Annotated in this window: 20 protein-coding genes and 2 pseudogenes; 11 read left to right on the top strand and 11 right to left on the bottom strand. The window is 58.3% G+C overall.

The genetic code is table 11. The features are described 5' to 3' along the window. The first annotated feature begins 122 nt into the window (after nucleotides 1-122). The gene (locus QTJ18_RS00820) at nucleotides 123-1118 is read left to right on the top strand and encodes a catalase family peroxidase (protein ID WP_252755086.1); all 996 of its coding nucleotides are present in this window, start codon (nucleotides 123-125) and stop codon (nucleotides 1116-1118) included. Nucleotides 1119-1567: 449 nt separating this feature from the next. On the opposite strand, the pseudogene QTJ18_RS00815 reads toward QTJ18_RS00820, so the two are convergent. Then, nucleotides 1568-1702 (bottom strand): annotated as a pseudogene (locus QTJ18_RS00815) (helix-turn-helix domain-containing protein); the annotation flags it as partial. 131 nt (nucleotides 1703-1833) lie between these two features. On the opposite strand from QTJ18_RS00815, the gene QTJ18_RS00810 reads away from it, so the two are divergent. The 3 genes and pseudogenes from QTJ18_RS00810 to QTJ18_RS00800 form a co-directional block, all read left to right on the top strand. Further along, nucleotides 1834-2712 carry an MBL fold metallo-hydrolase gene (locus QTJ18_RS00810; protein WP_252755087.1) on the top strand — a complete coding sequence of 293 codons (879 nt, stop codon included), beginning with the start codon at nucleotides 1834-1836 and terminating at the stop codon, nucleotides 2710-2712. A 1-nt stretch (nucleotide 2713) separates the two neighbouring features. Beyond that, nucleotides 2714-3688 carry an alpha/beta hydrolase gene (locus QTJ18_RS00805; RefSeq protein ID WP_252755088.1) on the top strand — a complete coding sequence of 325 codons (975 nt, stop codon included), beginning with the start codon at nucleotides 2714-2716 and terminating at the stop codon, nucleotides 3686-3688. A 73-nt stretch (nucleotides 3689-3761) separates the two neighbouring features. Continuing rightward, nucleotides 3762-3902 (top strand): annotated as a pseudogene (locus tag QTJ18_RS00800) (SOS response-associated peptidase); the annotation flags it as partial. 172 nt (nucleotides 3903-4074) lie between these two features. On the opposite strand, the gene QTJ18_RS00795 reads toward QTJ18_RS00800, so the two are convergent. Next, nucleotides 4075-5013 (bottom strand): NmrA/HSCARG family protein, encoded by a 939-nt coding sequence (locus tag QTJ18_RS00795; protein ID WP_252755089.1) that lies wholly within the window; start codon nucleotides 5011-5013, stop codon nucleotides 4075-4077. A gap of 98 nt (nucleotides 5014-5111) precedes the next feature. Here QTJ18_RS00795 and QTJ18_RS00790 point away from each other — a divergent pair, with 98 nt between their 5' ends. After that, nucleotides 5112-5480 carry a winged helix-turn-helix transcriptional regulator gene (locus QTJ18_RS00790; protein WP_252755090.1) on the top strand — a complete coding sequence of 123 codons (369 nt, stop codon included), beginning with the start codon at nucleotides 5112-5114 and terminating at the stop codon, nucleotides 5478-5480. Between the two features lie 224 nt (nucleotides 5481-5704). On the opposite strand, the gene QTJ18_RS00785 is transcribed toward QTJ18_RS00790, so the two are convergent. The 9 genes from QTJ18_RS00785 to QTJ18_RS00745 all read right to left on the bottom strand — a co-directional run bounded on the left by QTJ18_RS00785 (nucleotide 5705) and on the right by QTJ18_RS00745 (nucleotide 15189). Then, nucleotides 5705-6136, bottom strand: coding sequence for a type II toxin-antitoxin system VapC family toxin (locus QTJ18_RS00785; protein WP_165130661.1), 432 nt, complete (start codon nucleotides 6134-6136; stop codon nucleotides 5705-5707). Beyond that, nucleotides 6133-6384: a FitA-like ribbon-helix-helix domain-containing protein gene (locus QTJ18_RS00780; protein WP_165130659.1), complete on the bottom strand. Its 252-nt coding sequence runs from the start codon at nucleotides 6382-6384 to the stop codon at nucleotides 6133-6135. The genes QTJ18_RS00785 and QTJ18_RS00780 overlap by 4 nt, the downstream gene beginning before the upstream one ends. 174 nt (nucleotides 6385-6558) lie before the next feature. Beyond that, nucleotides 6559-7470 (bottom strand): FAD:protein FMN transferase, encoded by a 912-nt coding sequence (locus QTJ18_RS00775; protein ID WP_252755091.1) that lies wholly within the window; start codon nucleotides 7468-7470, stop codon nucleotides 6559-6561. Between the two features lie 3 nt (nucleotides 7471-7473). Continuing rightward, a complete protein-coding gene (locus QTJ18_RS00770; protein ID WP_252755092.1) occupies nucleotides 7474-8061 on the bottom strand; it encodes a nitrous oxide reductase accessory protein NosL in 588 nt (195 codons plus the stop codon). Between the two features lie 8 nt (nucleotides 8062-8069). Further along, nucleotides 8070-8891, bottom strand: coding sequence for an ABC transporter permease (locus QTJ18_RS00765; protein ID WP_252755093.1), 822 nt, complete (start codon nucleotides 8889-8891; stop codon nucleotides 8070-8072). Further along, the gene (locus tag QTJ18_RS00760; RefSeq protein ID WP_252755094.1) at nucleotides 8888-9787 is read right to left on the bottom strand and encodes an ABC transporter ATP-binding protein; all 900 of its coding nucleotides are present in this window, start codon (nucleotides 9785-9787) and stop codon (nucleotides 8888-8890) included. The genes QTJ18_RS00765 and QTJ18_RS00760 overlap by 4 nt, the downstream gene beginning before the upstream one ends. Next, a complete protein-coding gene (locus tag QTJ18_RS00755; protein WP_252755095.1) occupies nucleotides 9753-11081 on the bottom strand; it encodes a nitrous oxide reductase family maturation protein NosD in 1329 nt (442 codons plus the stop codon). The genes QTJ18_RS00760 and QTJ18_RS00755 overlap by 35 nt, the downstream gene beginning before the upstream one ends. A 3-nt stretch (nucleotides 11082-11084) precedes the next feature. Beyond that, entirely contained in the window at nucleotides 11085-13013 is a 1929-nt protein-coding gene (gene nosZ, locus QTJ18_RS00750; protein WP_301557741.1) for a TAT-dependent nitrous-oxide reductase, read from the bottom strand. A 19-nt stretch (nucleotides 13014-13032) separates the two neighbouring features. Beyond that, nucleotides 13033-15189, bottom strand: a complete 2157-nt coding sequence (locus QTJ18_RS00745) for a NosR/NirI family protein (RefSeq protein WP_252755097.1) — start codon at nucleotides 15187-15189, stop codon at nucleotides 13033-13035. Between the two features lie 278 nt (nucleotides 15190-15467). Between QTJ18_RS00745 and QTJ18_RS00740 the strand changes: the two genes are divergently transcribed. The 6 genes from QTJ18_RS00740 to napE all read left to right on the top strand — a co-directional run bounded on the left by QTJ18_RS00740 (nucleotide 15468) and on the right by napE (nucleotide 19727). Continuing rightward, entirely contained in the window at nucleotides 15468-16937 is a 1470-nt protein-coding gene (locus QTJ18_RS00740) for a PAS domain S-box protein (RefSeq protein ID WP_289852211.1), read from the top strand. Nucleotide 16938: 1 nt separating this feature from the next. Further along, the gene (fixJ, locus tag QTJ18_RS00735; RefSeq protein ID WP_252755098.1) at nucleotides 16939-17550 is read left to right on the top strand and encodes a response regulator FixJ; all 612 of its coding nucleotides are present in this window, start codon (nucleotides 16939-16941) and stop codon (nucleotides 17548-17550) included. Between the two features lie 101 nt (nucleotides 17551-17651). After that, entirely contained in the window at nucleotides 17652-17993 is a 342-nt protein-coding gene (locus QTJ18_RS00730) for a hypothetical protein (protein WP_252755099.1), read from the top strand. A 67-nt stretch (nucleotides 17994-18060) separates the two neighbouring features. Beyond that, entirely contained in the window at nucleotides 18061-18696 is a 636-nt protein-coding gene (locus QTJ18_RS00725) for a helix-turn-helix domain-containing protein (RefSeq protein WP_252755100.1), read from the top strand. Between the two features lie 128 nt (nucleotides 18697-18824). Further along, a complete protein-coding gene (locus tag QTJ18_RS00720; RefSeq protein ID WP_252755101.1) occupies nucleotides 18825-19442 on the top strand; it encodes a PRC-barrel domain-containing protein in 618 nt (205 codons plus the stop codon). Nucleotides 19443-19511: 69 nt separating this feature from the next. Then, nucleotides 19512-19727, top strand: a complete 216-nt coding sequence (gene napE, locus QTJ18_RS00715) for a periplasmic nitrate reductase, NapE protein (protein ID WP_252755171.1) — start codon at nucleotides 19512-19514, stop codon at nucleotides 19725-19727. Nucleotides 19728-19736: the final 9 nt, after the last annotated feature.

Genomic DNA, 19736 nt, shown 5'->3' with positions numbered 1-19736 from the left:
ATGCATCTACTCCGAACCGGCCTGCACATCCACACAAATCCGGCCCGTGAGCATTTCCCCATATGCCGCTAGCTCTGTCTCCGTACGCGCTCCGGCGCGGCTTCGATCAAAGGAGAATTCTGATGATAGCTTCTCTTAGTCAAACTCTAATTCTTTCACTCTGTAGCTTCGCCTGTATGGCTGGCGTTGGACTGCGGGAAGCTGGCGCTGCGGATTCTCAGAGCATTGTCCAGGCCCTCAAGGCGGTGGCAGGCAATCCTCCTGGCGTTCGTGCAGCATTTGCGAAGGGCCAATGTGTGCATGGATCCTATACTCCTTCGCCAGACGCGACGAAGGTCACGAACTCGGAAAGTTTCATCCGTCCCTGGCCGATCGTCGGCCGGTTCTCGATCAGCGGGGGCAATCCGAAAGTTGCCGATACATCGAAAGTCAACCTGCGTGGGTTTTCGGTCAAGCTCCTCTCAGGCAGCAGCGAAACACATCTTCTTCTGGAAAACGCGCCGGTGCATTTTGCAAAAACGCTGGACCAGATGCTGGCCTTCCTGCGAGTCCGTGCTCCCGGCACTGATGGAAAACCGAATCAGGAGGCAATCATCGAGTTCACCAAGGCCAATCCGGAGACGACCCGCCAAGCCGAATACGTAAAAGGAAAGCCGCTGCCCGGCAGCTATGCAGGCGTTGTCTACTGGGGTGTTCATTCTTTCACTGGGATCAACGCCACCGGCCACAAGGTGCCTTTCAAGTTTAAGCTCGTTCCACATGCTGGCGAGATCGGCCTGACTGACGAGGAGGCAAAAAGCAAGGCACCGGGCTTTCTGTTCGAAGAACTGACGCAGCGCCTAAAGAAGGATCCGGTACGGTTCGACGTTGTGGCTCTGCTCGCAGAGCCGGGCGACGATCTAAGCCATGATGTGACTTTGCGGTGGAAGAACGAGGACAAAAGACTCACAATCACGCTCGGCACGGTCGCAATCACGGGGTTAGAACCGAACGAAACCTGCGACGACACGATCTTTGACCCCGGCCTTATCGCCGACGGCATTGAGCCACCGGCGGACGAGATATTCGAAGCGCGCAAAACCGCCTACGCCATCTCTTTAGGGTTGCGTTCGAAGTGACGACTACGATTATCGCCGGCGTGGCACTCCTACGCACTGCCGGCGATGCGTAACAAACTGGCGAGGTCCGTCGCCAATCAAATGATGCCCGATGCCGGAATCTACGCGCAGAAGATCAATTTCCCGGCCGTGTGAGAGGGGCCAAGTGCTTGCGTGTTACACCACATCCGCCACACATCGAACCCGACGAGAACACCTTGTTCACAGCGGTGGCAAGGGTTCGGCGACGTCTGCCGTATCGCTGTGAGATAGACGTCCCGCCGCGTATAGAGCAGGAAGTACGCCAATGACAGGTAAATTAAGATCGATCAACGGCAGGAGCTTTTGCCTGAAAGGACCATCTCTACTATTCGATTTTCTGCGATCAAAACGTCTAGAACTTTCATCTCCGGCCTATTTTGGAGCGATGTTGCCCGGCGCGTCGCCTATTGCTGTCGTCAGCCACAGTGCCGCAGTCTGGCTAGTTGGGCAGATAATGCAGGCTGACTGATGCCAAGGCGGCGGGACGCACGCGTCACATTTTTCTCATCAAGGAGAATGCTGAGCGACACCAGCAAGTTCAAATTATGCCCGGATATATCCATGGAGATTATACCATCTATATCAACTATCGATTTTGATTATGTCACGGTCATGGGTAGTGATCAACACGAGCGAAGACAAGCGCTTTAATTGAGGCGCAGATCATCTTTGATGAATTAGGGAGGAATGCACCATGTGCAGGTTCCGCTTTGGCGATGTGAGCATTGAAAAAGTTACAGAAGGACCCGGATTTGCCCCTGAGTTTCTCTTTCCCCATTGGGATCCTGCGGTGCTTGCGCAAAATCGCGATCTGATGGTGCCGGAATGCTTCGATGAAGTGCAGGGGAAGTTTATCGCCAGCGTTCATACATGGGTGCTGAGGACGAGGCATCATACGATCTTGATCGACAGTTGTGCCGGCAACCACAAAGAGCGACCAAGCTTGCCACGCTTTCATCAGTTGAATCTGCCCTTTCTGACAAGGCTGGATGAGGCAGGCGTTCACCCCGAAGAAGTCGATTACGTCATGTGTACGCATTTGCACGCAGATCACTGCGGTTGGAATACGCAATTGGTGGACGGACGGTGGATACCAACCTTTCCAAATGCGAAGTACGTCTTTTCAAAGAACGAGCACGATCATTGGCAAGGTCCTGCGGGGCGTGAAGGTTTCCACGCGAATGTTTTCGAAGACAGCGTCCTTCCAGTCATCGCAGCCGGTCAAGCCCTCATCGTCGATGGTGAAGCATCGGTTGGGGAGGGATTGATTTTCCGCCCAACACCCGGTCACAGCCCTGGGCACGTCGCTATTACTCTCGACTACGGTGGCCACAAAGGTGTCTTTGGCGGCGATATCATGCATCAACCACTGCAAGTTTTGAGGCCGGACTGGAACAGTGCGTTCTGCGAGAACCAAGACCATGCAAGGGCATCTCGGCGCTGGCTGCTGGAATATGCTGCCGAGCAGGATGCGACGGTCTTCACAGCGCATTTTGCAAGCAGTTCTGCTGGAAAAGTCTGCGCGAAGGGCAGGGATTTCGCCTGGCGTTTCGTTACAGGAAAGGGAAATTGATATGAACCCGGTCGTAACGGAAGAGTTCTTTATCCCGAGTGACTCGGAGAACCTTAACCTGTTCGTGCGCAATAAGCGGTTGAAAGACCACGACACGTTCCGCGCCGAGAAAGCAATTTTATTTGTTGCTGGCGCGGCTTACCCGGCGTCAACGACTTTTGACCTTGCTCTTGGCGGCACATCTTGGATGGATCACCTCGCTAGGACTGGATATGATACTTACCTCGTTGATGTTCGCGGTTATGGCCGCTCCGACCGTCCTGCCGAGATGGACGAGCCCGCTCAGAACAACTTACCCATAGTTCGCACGGAAGTCGCGGTCGGCGACGTCAAGTCGGCGATAGACTTCATATGCCGTAAGCGAGCCATTAGCGCTCTTAATCTGATAGGATGGTCATGGGGAACATCGCTGATGGCGCGCTATACCATTGCGAACGTTCAGACGGTGAACAAGCTGGTTCTTGTAGCACCACAATGGCTCCGTATGACACCAAGCCTGGCTGACGACGGGGGTACTCTCGGCGCGTATCGCTTGGTTACACGGTCCTCGACGAAAGGTCGGTGGCTTAACGGGGTTCCTGAACACAAACGCGAGAAAATTCTTCCAACAGACTGGTTTGATGCCTGGGCGGACGCAACGTTCCAGACAGAACCCCAGGGAGACAGGACAGGCTATAAGACACTACGTGCACCAAATGGTACGGTGGCCGATAGCCGTGAGTTCTGGGCCTCCGGAAAACCGCTCTACAATCCTTCCGATATCACCGTGCCGGTCATGATTATTCATGGAGAATGGGATCAGGACTGCCCACTAGATATGTCCCGTGCAGTGTTCTCAAAACTCAAAGCAGCGCCTTACAAGCGATGGGTCGAAGTGGGAGAAGCGACCCATTGTCTCTTTATGGAAAGCGGTCGTTGGCAAGTCTTCAACTCGGTCAGAAGCTTCTTTGATGAAGTTCCGCCCGACGGAATATGAAGCCGAGGGCCCTTGCATTAACTGGCAAGGGTTGCAGCAAGGCGCATCCTTGGTGTAGAAGCCCCAAACGGCAGTGCCTGGGGCATTTTTTAAATCGCTGTTGTTTTTCGCCTGCATTCACGTGCCGCAGTGGAAGAGCGTTCGGAAAGTACGGGACGAACTCACCACCGACGATCTCTATGGCCTCCTGATGACGGATCCGAACGATCTCGTCACTTGTCCGGTTCTGGGGACTACTGCGCAGCAAGCTGCCCGCTAATTCCCCTGATAGGCAGAGTCCACCTCCTCCGCTTGCAACCCCATTGTGGTCATTCGGACGACGGCCCCTGTCGCCGAAAGCTGACGCCTGTGGGGGCGCTTTGCAAATCGCGCGCCCCCAGCTTGCATTAGCGCAAGGATATCGGCGCATCGCCTGCGATCAATGCCGCCTGGAGAAGCGGTCGACCAGGCCCATTCAGCCAGTCATCGAAACTTGTCAGCTTGCCGAATTCGGCTCTTAAAGCAGCAAGATCGGCATTTCCCGCCAGTCGGCCGTCATCGAACAGGGCAGCAAGTCGGCCAAGGAAAGGGCTTTCCTCCAGCAGGCTGTCCGGGAACCGATGATAAGTGATCGGTCGTGCTGCCGCCCTGCTCAGACTGTCCTGCAGGCCAGCACCCGTTATTTCGTCTCCGGCGATCTCGATCGTTCGCCCGACAAAGCGGTCGGGAGAGGCGAAGATCGTTGCGACGATCGTGCCAATATCCTGCACTGCAATGATCTGCGCGCGCTGCTCGGTGCGGACGAATGAGGTAAAGACGCCCCTTTCGAGACCCATGCCTGGTAGCATCAGCAGTTCCATGAAGGCGGCGGGACGCACGATGGTAGCCAACAGATCGAGGTCGCGAACATAGGCTTCGATCTCGGCCTTGCTGTCGAAGTGACCCATGCCTGTTTTCTCAGTGCCCACAGCATTAACTGAGGTGTAGACAAGATGTTGTACACCGCTCTCTACGGCAATGTCGGCAATGGCCTTGCCATAACGAATTTCATCCGCGTCGGTGACGTTGTAGGCAGCGCCTTGCCCTGAGCTGGGTTGGACGCTGAAGACGCCGTAGACACCCGTCATGGCGTTTCGCATCGAGGCCCTATCGGAGAGGTCGCCTTGAACGACGGCAATGCCCTTGCCTGCCAAGGCCTTGACGCGCTCGGAGTCAGGGTTGCGCACCAAGGCGCGCACGGCCCAACCTTGTTCGCGCAGCGCCGTGGCGACGGCTCCGCCCTGTTGCCCTGTGGCGCCGAAAACGAGAACGATCCGATCGTTGTTAGATGTATTTTGGGTGGGCATTGAAGCCTCCTTGTTGCTGGAGGCCGTATAGGTATACATATTAAACTTGGACGCAATTACGCACCTGAAAGCTACCAGGTAGCTTGGAGTATCCTACAATGGCCAACTTCACACAGGAAGATCTCGAACTCAATCGAGTCGTGCTTGAAGAAATTACAACCAAGTGGTCGCTGCTGGTTCTGGGTCACCTGTGTGGTGGCGCCATGCGCTTCAATGCTTTACGACGAGCAAATGAAGGGATCACTCAAAAGGCGCTGACCCAGTGTCTGCGAAGGCTGGAGGCCAACGGGTTCATCAAACGCACCGTTGTCAGCACCGCACCTGTCGCGGTCGTTTATGAAGTCTCGACCCTTGGCCGTTCCCTCGAGCCGCATCTGCGCGCCATTTTGAAGTGGACGCAAGAGCACCGAGAAGAAGTCATGGCCGCTCAACGGGCATTTTCTCTCACCGCCGACGGCAAGGCGTAGGCTTCGTGGGGAATCAATGCCCACTTTCCGGCGGTCCACTCTAGAAGCTTTAATTCCGCTTCCCACCCCACTTAGGCAGAAGCACCGATCAAAGAAGAAGATCTGCTTTCGATATTCGGCCAAGGCCTTGTAAAGGGCTAAAATGAAAGCGCGAAACGGTCGTTACGCACGAGCCGCATATAGCTAGGCCTATTCGCCTTGATGGGTTCCGAACCGACGGCCTGTTAATCGAAGTTCTGACCACTCCACGGATTAATCACTTTCAATCCAGCTGCCTTGAACGGGCTTATGTCTCTCGATGCCACAACTAGGCCCCTCTCTGCGGCTGTGGCCGCAATCAATCCATCGGCCATACCGATTGCTTTACCGGATACTCGCGCGTCTGCCATCAATTCAGAGTAGATGCGCGAGGTGCTTAGGGTGAAGGGCAGAATACGCTCAACAAAATGCGGTAGCACGTCATCCTCAAGGCGGGTGCGGAGGATGTATTGACGTCGCCCGACAGGCATTGATGCGATGCCAAACCGTAGCTCCGCAACTGATATCGCAGAGATAAAGAGTGTTTCGATTGCCTGGGCATCCAACCAAGCCACAACCTCTGCAGCAGGGGCCGGCTTCCATGGCTCGGATATCACGTTGGTGTCAATCAAGATCATTCGAAAGTCATTGGCTCAGCTGGCGCCTTGTTTCGCTCTTGTAGAACTTCAACATCGTCGCCTGACAGGTCGGCCTCCCGACCTATGTCTACGAGCAATGACCCGAGCATTACGCGCTCAGACGGGCGAACAGCGGCCTCGAGGATATCACGAATTTCCGCCTCAGTACTTCGGCCGTGATGAGCTGCTCTCACACGCAACGCGCGGTGGGTTTCAGCAGAAAGATTCCGAATGGTGACTGCCGGCATCCTCATGACCTCATCTAGCCATCAACAATGATATCAACTTAATCCCCTTGATATCATTGTTCAAGTGACTCTCGGAGAGGCAGGAGGGAAATCGACCGAGCTTGGTCTCCTACCAAAGCTTGGAGAAGCGAGCTCATCGTGGCATATCGTTGAATTATGGAACACAGAAGACCATCATTCTGCGGCCTCCAGCCGAGCCCCTGGGAACAATTCGACAAGGAGTTCCACCTGGTCTACGTCCTCCAGAAGGCATGCTGTCGTCGAGAGCGCGTCCGCAACCGCCGCCGTGGGCGCAGAAATCGATACAGTGCGCCACATCGGCGATGCTGGTGTTCCGCTCGCGGGATCAAGAATGTGCCCGTGCCGCCCTGCAGCGTCGAATGTCGTTCCAAGCGGCGACGATGTGGCGAGAGCGCGCTGCCGCAAACCGACAGACCCGCCAGCTTCGAGCCGAATAGACCAGTCAGCCCCGCTGGGATTGCCGCCCAGAGCGCGGAATTCTCCAGTGTCGATTAGAATGTCCGACAGGCCTTCTGCCTCCAGCAATGCCGCCACCCGATCCGCAACATAGCCTTGGCCAATACCGTTCAACGTGAGTGCCATGCCCGGCCGAAGATCGAGTCTCGCCGAATCCAGTTCGACCTTGTCCCACCCGACCAACGCTTTCGCCGCAGCGAGCGCTTGCGCATCCGGCTGGCCCCCGCGCGCGGCGGCTTCGGCCCAGACCGCCCACAACGGTTGCACGGTCGGATCAAACCTCCCCCCGCTGGCGTGGTTCACCGCGCCGGCGATCGACAAGCATTCAAGCAGTTCGAACGGTGGCTCGGTCAGGAAGCCCTGCCGGTTGAGCCGCGCCAGCGCACTATCCGGGCGATAGAGGCTCAGAATACCCTCCAGCCGTTTAATTTCAGCCAATACGCGGGCGACAACAGCCTCAGCGTCAGGATGGTCGATCCGAATAGAAGCTCGCGCTCCAAGTGCCTGCCCGGTCCATAATTTCAAGCCTTGGGGCGCGGCTCGTGTCACCGCAGGCAAAAGGGCAAAGGCAGCGGAAATGGTGATCAGGCGGCGGCGTGTTAGTGGCATGGCTCAGCCTCCCGCACTTTTTGGCATGGCGCGCAGGCGGTTCTCGAACTCGGCATCCTCACCGTGCAGGTGAGGGTCGGCACCGTCTTCCACCGGCGTCAACACCATGTCGTCAGTGATCTCTGCGAAGGATAAGACACGGCCGCCTTCTCCGCGTGCGAACTCCTCGGCTTTTTGGCGACTCGAAAAGGGGATAGTTTCCGGCGCACCCATGCCACCTTCGCGGTGCGATCCCACGACGAATACTGCTTTGTCTATAGCGACCCAATTGCCATCGCCTGGCTTATCCCAAGTAGCCCCCGCCGCCCCCATATCGTTCACATAAACGATGAGAATTGGAGCCATCTGCTCAGGCCCCCGCATGTAGGCGATGGCATCTCGCACTTGGCTGAAGAACAACGGGGCCGGCATGCCCTCGAGAAATACCTGACCCTTAGGTCCCGGATGCTCAAGCAGGTTCATCTGGCAATAGTGGCCGAGCGTTTCGGCAGTCATGTCCTGAGGTGTCAAGTCTTGAGCGGTCCTTTCCTGGCAGGCAGCGAGCAGTGCCAGAAGACCGACGATCAGGAAGGAGCGGAGCGGATTTCGCATATGCCGTCTCATGGGGTTACCTTTCGAAAAGCGGCGAGTGCTAGGGTGATGGCCAGCAACGGCGAGAGGAACAGCGAGGCAGCCGATTGCCACAGCGGAATTGCTCCCGCTGCCCCGCCAATGCCGCCGGCGGCTGCAACAGCCTGACCGGCTGACAGATTGAAAACGCGAAACGCATCGGCGGGGTTGGCGAGCAGAGCGATGGGTAAGGCTTGCGTGGTGAAGGCGCCACCTTGATCAGTGACGATCAATGCCAGAAGCGCAAGGTCGTAAAGCACCACGGCGACGAGCCAGAGCGCGATCGCAAGTCCCGCAGCACCAGAGGGGCGCCGCGCCAGTGCCGAAAGTGCATATCCGGCGCCAAGAAAGGTGGCGCCCAGCAGAACGGAGGACCAGATCAGCCGCACCAGGGCAGTAATGCCCATAATCGCGCTTGGATCAGACCACACCGCCACCACGAGTGCCGCGCCATAGCCGAGGGTTACCGCGAGTGCAAGGATCGCAATATGTGCCAGTAGCTTGCCCACCAGGATCTGCAGGCGTGACACTGGATAGGTGAGAAGCAGAGTCAGCGTGCCACGCTCCACCTCCCCCGCTATGGCGTCGAAACTCATCAAAAGCGCAAGAAGCGGCACGAGATAGACGGCCAGTGACGTCAGCGAGGCAACCGTGACTGACAACCTATCCACGCCGACATCGCCCGTAGGCGCGGATCCGGCAGCCGCCAACACGAGCGCAAACAGCACCATCATGCCGGTGGCAATTAGCACCCAGCGATTGCGGAAGGCGATGCGGAACTCGCTGATGGCGGTGGCAAGGATTTGGCTCATTGCCCGTCCCTCCTACTGAAATAGCTGTAGATGTCCTCAAGGCTCGGTGGGATCACATCAAGGTCTGCGACTTGCGGTCCCCACGCTGTGATCCGGGCGAGGAGCGGCAACTTCTCTCCTTGTGCACAAGGTATGCGCAGCAGCCCATCGGCGCCGACGCATGCCTCCGGAAAGGCGGCCACGAGCGCTTCTGCGTGGCCCTCTGCTGGGCGGACAAGGAGCATGATCGGCAGGGCAGCGCGGGTGCGGAGATCGGCAAGCGAGCCCTCCGCCACCAATTGCCCGCCAGACAGTATAAGAATGCTGTCGGTGCGTGCTTCGACCTCGGTCAGCGCGTGCGAAGACAACAGGATCGCCGTTCCATCGGCCGAAAGACCATCCAGCAGGTCGTAGAAATCTCGCCGCGACACCGGATCGAGACCAGAGGTGGGCTCATCGAGAACAAGAAGGCGGGGACGACCGATCAAGGTCTGGGCGAGGCCGACACGCTGACGCATGCCCTTGGAATAGGTGCCGATTCGCCTGCGCGCCGCATGCGCAAGCCCTACGCGGGCCAAAAGCTCCGGTGCGATACGGGGATTTTCACCACGCAGCGCCAGGTAGTGACTGATCTGTTCCTCGCCAGTAAGCGCGGGATGAAAGGCAACGTTTTCCGGCAGATAGGCCACCTGCCTGCGCGCAGCGGCCGATCCCGGCGTTTCGCCACACACTGAGACTTCACCTCTGTCGAATGGGATCAGCCCCAGGATGATCTTCATCATTGTAGACTTGCCGGCGCCATTGTGTCCCAGCAGCGCGGCACGCCTTCCGGGCTGCAGGGTCAGCGAGACCTGCTTCAGCGCTTCAACGGACTGGAAGCGCTTAGTGAGCTGAGAAATTGTCAGGGTCGGTGTCATCAAAATTTCCTGTCGCCCATCGGCCGGCGGCCTGAGCTTCGTAGCGGAGAATGTCTTCCGGCACCGGGAGCGTCAGCGGGCGCATCAAGGGAGCGCTGTCTCGAACCCCTCCGGGCAGTGTCGCGGGGAAGTCCCGCTGGCTCCAGCGGACCAGTTGTATGGCCGGCGATCCGATCAGAAGGCTCGCCGCAGGCTGCGACCATAGAACCTGGTCCATCACGTCGTTCGGGCGGTAGAAGCCGTCGGCGATGCCGTCGCCATTTAGATCGAAAGCGGGATGATCTGACCAGAAATTTCCCCGGCCCTCATGGCTCCATTCCATGTTGCGGGTCCCGACATATTTGACCTGTTCACGATTGGCGATGAAGGCATTGCCGCTCAGTACATTCTTCTCCGAACCGGCGGTGAAGTGAATGCCGATGCCGCAGCCCTCGAAGCGGTTGTTCCAGATCAGGTTCTTGTGGGCATTGTAGATAAACAAGCACTTTTTCGTGCCCCCACGCACCAGATTGCCGGTGACGTCGGCATTGTTGGCATAGTTCAGCATCAGCCCGTGCTCGCGGTCGCCGAGGCTCAAGTTGTCCAGGATTTTCGCCTGGTTCGAGAACATGATGGCAAAGCCGAGATGGTTCCCGATAGAGGTGTTTCCGGAAACCTCGGTATTGCGGGTGTACATAAAATGTACGGCAAAACGCAGGTCGCGCATAACATTGCCGCGATAGATGCTGTTGGAGCTGGCATTGGAGAAGATGCCGTCGCGACCAAAACGGATGACATTGTTCTCTAGCAGCGTGCCCGGGCTGTTCCACACATAGATGCCATTGCCGCGCTCGTTCATGCGCGGACTGTCGGTGCCGGTGATTTCGTTGCCAGTCACCACCGCGTCGCGGCCCCCATGCACGTCGATACCATGCATGTTTCCCGTGACGCTCAGCTTTTCGATACGACTGCGGTCGGCCCCTTTTTCGATTTTGACGCCAGCGTCCAGGTTCTGGTTGATCCGGCCCGAGCCGGTCACGGTGAACCCGCTCAGGTGAACATCGGGCGCGGTAATCGTCATCACGCTGCCTGAGCCCTGGCCATCAACGACTGCGCGACGCGGGCCGATGATGGCCAGGGGCCGGTCAATGGTGACGGGGCCGAGATAGGCCCCGTCGGTCAGTTTCAAGACATCGCCAGGTGCTGCTGCGGCGATGGCGGCTGCGAGAGTGCCCGTGCCCGGCGCGACTATGCGCTCCCCAGCCGCAAGCGGCGAGGAGAGAACAAGAGCGATGAGGACAACGGGCAGCCGCATGGTTCAGGCGCCCTTCGGCTCAACGAACATGCGTCCGCGCATTTCCATGTGCAGAGCATGGCAGAACCACTGGCAGTAGTACCAGTAGACGCCCGGATTGGCGGCGACGAAGGTGACCGAACTCGTCTGTTGCGGGCCGATCTCCATGGCCACGCCGTGGTTACCCATGGTGAAGCCATGTGTCAGATCGTCAATGTCGTCGAGATTGGTGACGATGACAGTCACCTCGTCCCCCTCCTTGACCGTGAAGCTCTCCTGGCTGAAAGCTGGCGCGACCGAGGTCATGTAGACGCGCACCTTATTGCCATCACGGATCACCGCATCGGTCCACTCGTCGATGTTGACGCCATCAGCTTCGGCCTGCTTCCGAGTTTCGGCCCACATCAGGTCGTTGCGGTCCCATGTCGAGCGGATGTTGGGCAGGATCGACGGTGCGACCGCGATCGCGTCGTGCGGCTCGGCGAATGTCGGGCCATCATGCACGAGCTTCATCTTGTCGCCGGAGATATCGATCAACTGATCGTTCTCGGGCTTCAACGGCCCGACGTTCAGGAAACGGTCCTTGGAGAACTTGCACAGGCAAACCATCCAGTCATTTGAAGCGTCGAGCGTTTCACCCATGACCGTCTTCAAGTGACCCGGCTGGTACTGGACGTCGATTTTGTCCTTGATCGGATTGATCTTCTCGCCGGCATAGGCCTTGATCGCGTCTTCGATGTTCCACTTCGCCACCTGGCTGTCGAGGAAGAGGGACGTATAGGCGTTGCCGCGACCGTCAAACGCCGTGTGCAGAGGCCCAAGACCAAGTTCCGGTTCGGCGACGACCGCGCTGCGCGGCTCGGCGTTGTCGTAAAACAGCGCGTCGAACTTGGTCACGTCCAGCACGGTAACGGTCGGTGAAAGCTTGCCGCCGATGCAGAGGTGCTTCTTATCCGGTGCCATATTGCAGCCATGCGGATTGTTGGCGATCGGGATATAGCGGGTAAAGAGCGATTTGGCTTCCTTGCGGCCGTCGAGGACCTTGACGCCGTTCACCTCCTCATACTGCCCAGCGGCAATGGCCTTTTCGATCTCGGCAATATTGAAGACAACGACGTGGTCCATCTCGGACTTGGTCATTCCCTCGAGGGTCATCCCCATTTCGGAGTTGTAGCTGGTCGAGAAGGCCCACTTTCCTTCGTAGTCTGCGTCACAGTTGTCGAGGTTGCCGGAGACCTTGACCTGCCAAGCGACGTCCCACTTTTCGGCGTCAACAGCCGTAAAGATGTTCACATAGGTCGAGACGTCCGTCATCGTCGAGCCGTCGTTGTTGAGCGGCGCTTCGTCTTCGCCATTGCAGAAGACATAATTGGTCTTCGGCCATTTCTGCGGGCGCATGCCATGGATGCCCTTGGCATTCGGGATCTCCAGAATGGCGTCGGTCTTCATCACATCGCAGCGGACGCGGGCAACTCGGGTGTTGGCCTTGTCGTTCATGAACAGGTAGCGGCCGTCATACTTGCCCTCGGTGAAGGACATGTGGACATGGTGCAAGTCGCCATTGTCATGGATCTTCTTTCCATTTGCGGCGAGCTGCTTCTTTGTCTTCTCGGACATGGTCCGCTGATGGACCCGGATGGACTCATTGGTCTGGCCCCAGCCGGTGGCTGAGCAGCGGTTGAACACCGGAACGCGCATCAGCTCGCGCATCGAGGGGATGCCGAGAATGCGCATCTCACCGGTCTGGCCCGAGGACCAGAAACCGTAATAATCATCAAGCTTGCCTGGTGCTACGGAGCCGTCGCCTTCGGCGGCGGCGAGCGCCGGCGTCGCTATGACGGCGGCGCCGAGGCCAAGCGCGCCGGGCCCTATGCTTCCGGCCAGTACAGCGGTGCCGGCCGTGGCGCTAAACAGCTCTCGCCGGCTCAGGCCCTTCTTTTCTTTCGTTTCCATCATCGATGTCCTTCTTCGGTTAGACTTTGGCTGCGGATTGGTGGATCGGCGCTCCGCCCGGGCTTGCCGCAAGCTTGGCCCGCGACTTCATCTTCTTGATCACGACCGGACAGACGGTTTCGGACTGGTAGAGCACCTGACAGTGCAGGCAGTTGATGCACTCGTTCGGATTGATCTCGCCGGTCTTGTGGATGGCCTGCACCGGGCATTGGTTCGAGCAGGTCTGGCAGGGGTTTCCGCACTCGTGATAGCGCTTCAGCCAGTCGAACATGCGCATGCGAGCCGGGATCGCGAGTGCCGCACCAAGCGGGCAGAGATAGCGGCAATAGAAGCGCTCGACGAACAGCCCGGCGACAAGAAGGGCGACGGCATAGGCGACGAACGGCCAGGCGCGGATGAACTTGAGGATGATGGCCGTCTTGAACGGCTCGATCTCGGCCAGATGCTCGGCCTGCTCGACGCTCATCAGGGAGACCCCGAATAGGCCGAGGAAGATCATGTACTTGAGCGGCCAGAGGCGCTCATGCAGCCCCCAGGGCAGGGTCCACTGCGGGATGTGCAACTTGCGGGCGATCTGGTTGGTCAGTTCCTGCAGCGCCCCGAATGGGCAGAGCCAGCCGCAATAGGCGCCCCGCCCCCAGAACAACAGCGCCGCAGCCACCGAGAACCAGAGGATGAAGGTCAGCGGGTCGAGCAGGAAGGCCTGCCAGGAAAAGCCGGTGACCAGGCTGCCGAACAAGGCCATCAGGTTGACCACGGAGAGCTGGGCATTGGCATACCAGCCGAGGAAAACCAAGGTCACCGTGAGGAAGACGATGCGGAAGATGTAAAAGTTCCGGGCGTTTCGGACCACATAGGTCTGGAAGAAGAATGCCGCCGTCAGCACGAACAGCATGGTGCCAAGAACCGCGATCTCCAGCGTCTTTTCACGCCAGATGCGCTTCCATAGATCCGCCTGGGCGGAACCCTCGTCGCGATCGGCGACGGCGGCGACCTCGACGGGAGGAGCGGCAACGGGCTTCAGGTATTTCTGCGGCAGTTGGTAGCCGAGGTCGAAGGTATGGAACACCTTCTCGATCGGCCCGACCTCGCGATGCGCCAGAAGCTGGATGCGGAACGGCTTGGCCGGATCGAAGCCGACATTGGCGGGTATGCGAAAAAGGTCCATCTCGGTGAAATCGGGCGCGCCGGAGAGCGCGATGTCCCCAAGTCGGCGATGATCGCGGTCGCGGAAACGTACCGACACGTCGTCCTGGATCAGCACGATGCGGTCGAAAATGCCGCCGCGCACATAGCCGGAACCCTTGAACGAATAGAGCCCCCTGCCGACGATGGCGATGGCGCTTTCGCCGTCCTTCAGCCAAGCCGTCAGATTGGCCTGCTCGGCCGGCCCCAGCAGGGCCTTGCCAATGACCGGCACCGAGACCAGCGCCGCATGCATGTCGATGAAGGTCGTTTCCGGCGGCTCGGTCAGCGCACGCTCGCGGGCACGCGCATCGGCATGTTCGGCAAAGGCCGCATTGACTTGAGCGACATCGAGCGACAGTCGCCGGATTGTGCCGTCCCCTTCTGCTTCCATCCATTCGGCCGGCGCGGCGGCCTCCGCATCCAGCGTAAAACGCGTGCCCGCCTGTTCGCTTTCGGGGGTCAGTCCGCCAAGCCCAAGCGCCCGCGCCACCTTTAAGCCGGAGCGGACAATTGAGTCGTCGATAACCATGACGGTGACAGTGGCTCCGGAGATGATATCCACCTCATGTGCGGTGCCCCCGGATTTCGCTTCAGCAACAAGGTCAAGCCCGGTATAGCCTGAAACCAGCGCCTTAACCTTGGCTTCCGGTATCCCGATCAGGACGATCGGCTCGGAATGCTTGACTAGCTGCACACCGATGATCTTCGCGTCCAGACCTACTGCCACCAGTGTGTGGATGGGTTTGCCTGAATAGCCCGTGGTGCCGACGAAATCTGAAGTGGCGAACACCCAGGCAACCGTCTCCGAGCCCCTCAATACCGGGGCAACGGCCAGATCTGCGCGAACAGGCCCGAAGCTGTCTGCACCTGGCACGAGTTCGGACGCTTTTGTGGCAGGCAAATAGTGCTGCAGCACCGGTGCAGCACTGGCCGAGACCGAGAGGCAGAGGGAGGCACACAACAGAAGAACCAGACGGAAGAGTTTCATCCCAACATTCCCGCAAATCGTGCAGGAGCATTGGCGGCTTCTGGAAGAAGGATCGTTGCGCTAGATCAACCAGATGGACGTTTCCTGAAGGATGCTGCTGTCTCAGCCGCTAAAGTCACAGAGGGATTGCGGAACCACACAGCCCGTTGACGTTTTGACTTCTATCAAGTTCACGGTAACGCTGGTTGCCGATCATCGGCAACGAATCGCGTGGGGCGATCCTTCACCCGTATGCGGGTCCAACAGCGCGGTCAGACATTTTGAGTTCATTCATCGATATGGCAATTCCAAGATCGAACACCAGCCACCAAGTCACCGCCGTCGGCGCCTATGCGGCCGCGATTGCCGGAACAGCGGTCATCTGCGCGGTTCCACTGTTGCTGATCGACAACGCCGCTCTTCCAACAGCGTGTCTCTTTCTTCTCATTCCAGTTCTCGCCGCCGCCCTTATGGGCGGTACGGGGCCAGCATTGGCCGCCGCCCTTCTGGGCTTCTCGCTTGTGATACTGAGCAACCACGACAAAGTGTTGGAAGGGCTTTCCCTCGCGACGGGCGCGACCGCTGTGGCAGTCCTCCTCGCCATCCTCCTTGCAAGGTCGCGGGACCGGGTTCTTCGGGAGCTTGATGAGCAAAGAGAGGCTCTTGAGGATCGAGAAGCGCGGCTGACGTCGATCCTCGATACCGTTCTCGATGCGACCATTGTCAGCGACGAGAACGGGGTCATCATTTCGTTCAATTCCGCGGCCGTACGCCAGTTCGGTTATTCAGAGGCTGAGGCCATCGGTCAAAACCTCAAACTGCTAATGCCTCAACCCTACCGAAAAGAACATGACGGCTACATGCATCGTTACATGCAGACCGGGGAGAAGAGGATCATCGGGGTTGACCGAGTGGTCGTCGGACAGCGGAAAGACGGCTCAACCTTCCCCATGAAACTTGCCGTCGGAGAAATCAGACGGGGAGACAGACGTTTCTTCACCGGCTTTGTGCGGGATCTGACGGAGCGTGAGGAATCGGCCGCACGGCTTCAGGAGGTTCAAGCTGAACTCGCACGACTGGCGCGCCTCAATGAAATGGGCGAGATGGCATCGACACTTGCTCACGAGCTCAATCAGCCGCTTTCTGCAATAGCAAATTATGTTCATGGCTGCGCCCGTCTGATGCAGGACGCAACAAGCGAGCGGGATCTCCAGATCAAGGACGCGCTGAAGGATGCCGGCGAGCAAAGCGTTCGCGCCGGCCAGATTATCCGCCACCTTCGCGAATTCGTCACGAAAGGCGAAACGCATAAAACATCCGAGAGCCTCAGACAGCTTGTCGAAGAGGCAGGTGCTCTTGCACTCGTGGGTTCGCGAGAAAAAGGCGTTCGGACGATCTTCAACTTCGCTCCCGGCGACGACCGCGTGCTTGTTGACCGGATCCAGATCCAGCAGGTCCTGACGAACCTGATGCGCAACGCCATCGAAGCGATGAAGGAGACAGCTGCAAAGGAGATCCGCGTGAGCGTGGCACACGCGTCGGGACAAACCCTGTCTGTTACCGTCGAAGATTCTGGGCCAGGTATTTCACCAGAGATCGCCGGCAATATTTTCAAGCCATTCACAACGACGAAAGCCGGAGGCATGGGGATCGGATTGTCCATCTCGCGGCGGATCGTGGAAGCGCATGGCGGGGAAATGACGGTTTCGAGAAGCGAGTTGGGCGGAGCGTGTTTCAGCTTCATCCTGCCCCAAGACGACGAGGATTAAGATGCACACTGATGACTTCACCGTACACATCGTCGACGATGAGGATGCCGTTCGAAAGTCGCTGGGCTTCATGCTGACGGTGAACGGTTTTGCCGTGCGGCTGCATCCCTCGGCAACTCAGTTCACCGAAGTGGCACCGGGTCTGCGCGACGCCGTTCTGATCACCGACATGCGAATGCCAGATATGAGCGGCCTTGATCTGATCCAAAGACTGTCTTCTATTGCCCCCACCATTCCGTCGATCGTCATTACGGGGCATGGGGACATTCCGATGGCCGTGGAAGCGATGAAGGCTGGAGCCTGCGACTTCATCGAGAAACCGTTCGAAGATGCGACCATCATCGAAGCCATACGGCGAGCCGCTCAACGTCTGGGCGATGCTGCAGCCGGGACAGTCAGCGCAGATGACATCCGTAGTCGATTGGCGAGCCTGAGCGACCGAGAGCGACAGATCCTCACAGCCGTTGTCGCCGGCCAGCCCAACAAGGCGATCGCTTTCAACCTTGATATCAGTCCGCGCACCGTGGAGGTCCATCGGGCCAATGTCATGACCAAAATGAAGGCCCGGAGCCTTCCTGACCTCGTGCGCATGTCATTGCTGGTCGGCGTTTAGGATATCGGCATAATCTGCCTTCCCGTTGATTTAGGACAAGGCCTTGAAGATGAGAAAGTGGCAAGCGTGGTGAGAGTTAAGCTTGAATTTCTGGTGTCGTCTTGTCCGATTCTTCCACTGTCGTTGCCATCGTCAAAGATCCGGCGCTGCTCCGGTCGATCGGCTTTGCTCTCAACGCGCATGGACAGGTCGTCGAAGAGTTCAGCGACTGGGCCGCTGCTGCGGCGGCACTGAAACGTGCGTACTGCGTGATCATTGACGCCTGCTTGCCCCAGGCGAACGTGAGGGACGGTTTCAAGCTGACGCAGCACGGCGTCAAACTGGTCATTTTGGCCGAGGACGATACGGATTATGGCGCCGACGCCAGTGTTCGTGTGCTGTCAAAACCACTCACGGGCTCTGATATTGCCAACGCCGTCGAAGCTCTACGTGAACACACGTAGTGGAACGACCCAATAGCGGCACCACCCCTTGGTGGGCATGATAACCCCATCAAAAGGGGAACTTCCAATGCCAGCAACCGCCGCACTCAAGCACGACGCCTACAGACCGACCTCGGCCCGCAGTGCAGGCGCGCCTCACCTACGCCCGGTCACCTTCCACGCGCCAGAAACTGTCATTTACGCGCAGGGCGATGATGCCCGATTGCTTTACCGCATTCAGTACGGAGCCGTTCGCGTGTTTCGGCTTCTCGCAGATGGGCGACGGCAGATTGTCGCCTTCTATCTGACGGGTGAGACCTTCGGCTTCGAGATTGGCGCTGTCCACGGTTTCTACGCCGAGGCAATGGTGAACACAGGTTTGACAGCGGTGGGGCGTTGCTCAGCTGGAACACTGCCTAGCGAACTGGTGGAAATAGCGCTGAAAGCCATGATCCGCGCCCAGGAGCACCTGCTTGTCGTCGGGCGCCAAAGCTCGCTTGAGAAAATGGCAGTGTTCCTGCTCGACCTCGCCAAGCGCCAAGAATGCGAAGCCGTCATTGACCTGCCGATGAGCCGCGCAGACATAGGCGACTACCTCGGCCTCACCATTGAGACAGTATCGCGCACGATCTCAAAGCTACGTGCAGCGGGGATCATCCGGCTGCATAGCGCCCGCAGTCTTGAGATCGTCAAGCCTGACAGGCTCCGGATGATGAGCGTCTAGCATTGCAGGCCTCGGGAGGCTGTTGAACGCCATCGGCAGGTTCGCGTATCGCGCCCAGATAGGGAACTGGCGAGGGAGTCGTCAGTTAGGTGGCGATGAGTCATAATTCGTCTGTGATCGGACCCTCCATGTGCGCGACCAACAGCACTTTCTCGAACTTAGCTACTATCGGTGCCTTGTCAGTGCTTTTGACCGTTGTGGGCACGGGATCAACAACTTCTGCGCAGGAAAATGCGCACCCAGCACCGGCATCGGCGCAGACTCCGTCGGATGACGTCATTCGCGAGAATGCTAGCAGAGCGCAGGGTAAAGAAGCCTTTATCCGCGTCATAGAACCCGGCAGCTGGCTTAGTGAAAGCCTTAAAGGCAAAGAGGTGGTGACAGTTGAGGGCGATGCCGCTGGCACTGTGTCCGATGTGCTTATCGGGCCTGACGGCCAGATAGACGGACTTGTGCTCAGTCGGGGAGGCCTGTTTGGGATTGGATCCGCCACATTTGCCATTGATGTGGGCTTTTTCGAGCTCTTGCCAGGCGCGTCGCAAGCTCAAGCCGATCGCATCTCGCAAACTCATCCAGCAACCGCGCCGGCACCGGCACCGACTGCCGATGGCACAAGCACCGAGCAGTCGCCCCATTCTGCCGCCAGTGGAGCAATTAAACTGGGACCTGATGGTCTTCCGCAGCACTTGGTCGTCCGGTTGTCCTTGAAGGAGTTGGACGGCGCCCCGTTGCTGGAAGGGCGCTAGTGATACGCCTCAAGAACATCGCGTTAATCAACTAATATTGACACCGTTGTGATCGTTTTGCAGACTGCTATGCACGGAGGAGGAGCGTCATTGGAAACGAACAATCAGCACAATCCGACGCTGTCGGCGACAGAGATTCGGTCCGCGCGCCGGGCAGAACTGACAACTTTCGTGATATTGGCTTTCGGAATCTGGCCAATCCTTGCGGTCGCAGCGGTCGGCAGCTTTGGTTTTCTGGTATGGATGTACCAGATTATTGCGGGCCCACCGGGTCCGCCTGCGTAGGGAGGACAG

The sequence above is a fragment of the Rhizobium sp. SSA_523 genome, from assembly GCF_030435705.1.
Taxonomy (GTDB): Bacteria; Pseudomonadota; Alphaproteobacteria; order Rhizobiales; family Rhizobiaceae; genus Neorhizobium.
Note: the sequence above shows the minus strand (reverse complement) of the source record. Positions and strands in the feature narration are given on the sequence as shown.

Coding starts and splice junctions, on each gene's coding strand:
- QTJ18_RS00770 (WP_252755092.1), bottom strand. CDS start 8,061: ATGCGAAATCCGCTCCGCTCCTTCCTGATCGTCGGTCTTCTGGCACTG.
- QTJ18_RS00755 (WP_252755095.1), bottom strand. CDS start 11,081: ATGCGGCTGCCCGTTGTCCTCATCGCTCTTGTTCTCTCCTCGCCGCTT.
- QTJ18_RS00745 (WP_252755097.1), bottom strand. CDS start 15,189: ATGAAACTCTTCCGTCTGGTTCTTCTGTTGTGTGCCTCCCTCTGCCTC.
- QTJ18_RS00725 (WP_252755100.1), top strand. CDS start 18,061: ATGCCAGCAACCGCCGCACTCAAGCACGACGCCTACAGACCGACCTCG.
- nosZ (WP_301557741.1), bottom strand. CDS start 13,013: ATGGAAACGAAAGAAAAGAAGGGCCTGAGCCGGCGAGAGCTGTTTAGC.
- QTJ18_RS00790 (WP_252755090.1), top strand. CDS start 5,112: ATGGCCAACTTCACACAGGAAGATCTCGAACTCAATCGAGTCGTGCTT.
- QTJ18_RS00765 (WP_252755093.1), bottom strand. CDS start 8,891: ATGAGCCAAATCCTTGCCACCGCCATCAGCGAGTTCCGCATCGCCTTC.
- QTJ18_RS00740 (WP_289852211.1), top strand. CDS start 15,468: ATGGCAATTCCAAGATCGAACACCAGCCACCAAGTCACCGCCGTCGGC.
- QTJ18_RS00795 (WP_252755089.1), bottom strand. CDS start 5,013: ATGCCCACCCAAAATACATCTAACAACGATCGGATCGTTCTCGTTTTC.
- QTJ18_RS00810 (WP_252755087.1), top strand. CDS start 1,834: ATGTGCAGGTTCCGCTTTGGCGATGTGAGCATTGAAAAAGTTACAGAA.
- QTJ18_RS00820 (WP_252755086.1), top strand. CDS start 123: ATGATAGCTTCTCTTAGTCAAACTCTAATTCTTTCACTCTGTAGCTTC.
- QTJ18_RS00805 (WP_252755088.1), top strand. CDS start 2,714: ATGAACCCGGTCGTAACGGAAGAGTTCTTTATCCCGAGTGACTCGGAG.
- QTJ18_RS00785 (WP_165130661.1), bottom strand. CDS start 6,136: ATGATCTTGATTGACACCAACGTGATATCCGAGCCATGGAAGCCGGCC.
- QTJ18_RS00775 (WP_252755091.1), bottom strand. CDS start 7,470: ATGCCACTAACACGCCGCCGCCTGATCACCATTTCCGCTGCCTTTGCC.
- QTJ18_RS00780 (WP_165130659.1), bottom strand. CDS start 6,384: ATGCCGGCAGTCACCATTCGGAATCTTTCTGCTGAAACCCACCGCGCG.
- QTJ18_RS00720 (WP_252755101.1), top strand. CDS start 18,825: ATGTGCGCGACCAACAGCACTTTCTCGAACTTAGCTACTATCGGTGCC.
- fixJ (WP_252755098.1), top strand. CDS start 16,939: ATGCACACTGATGACTTCACCGTACACATCGTCGACGATGAGGATGCC.
- napE (WP_252755171.1), top strand. CDS start 19,512: ATGCACGGAGGAGGAGCGTCATTGGAAACGAACAATCAGCACAATCCG.
- QTJ18_RS00760 (WP_252755094.1), bottom strand. CDS start 9,787: ATGACACCGACCCTGACAATTTCTCAGCTCACTAAGCGCTTCCAGTCC.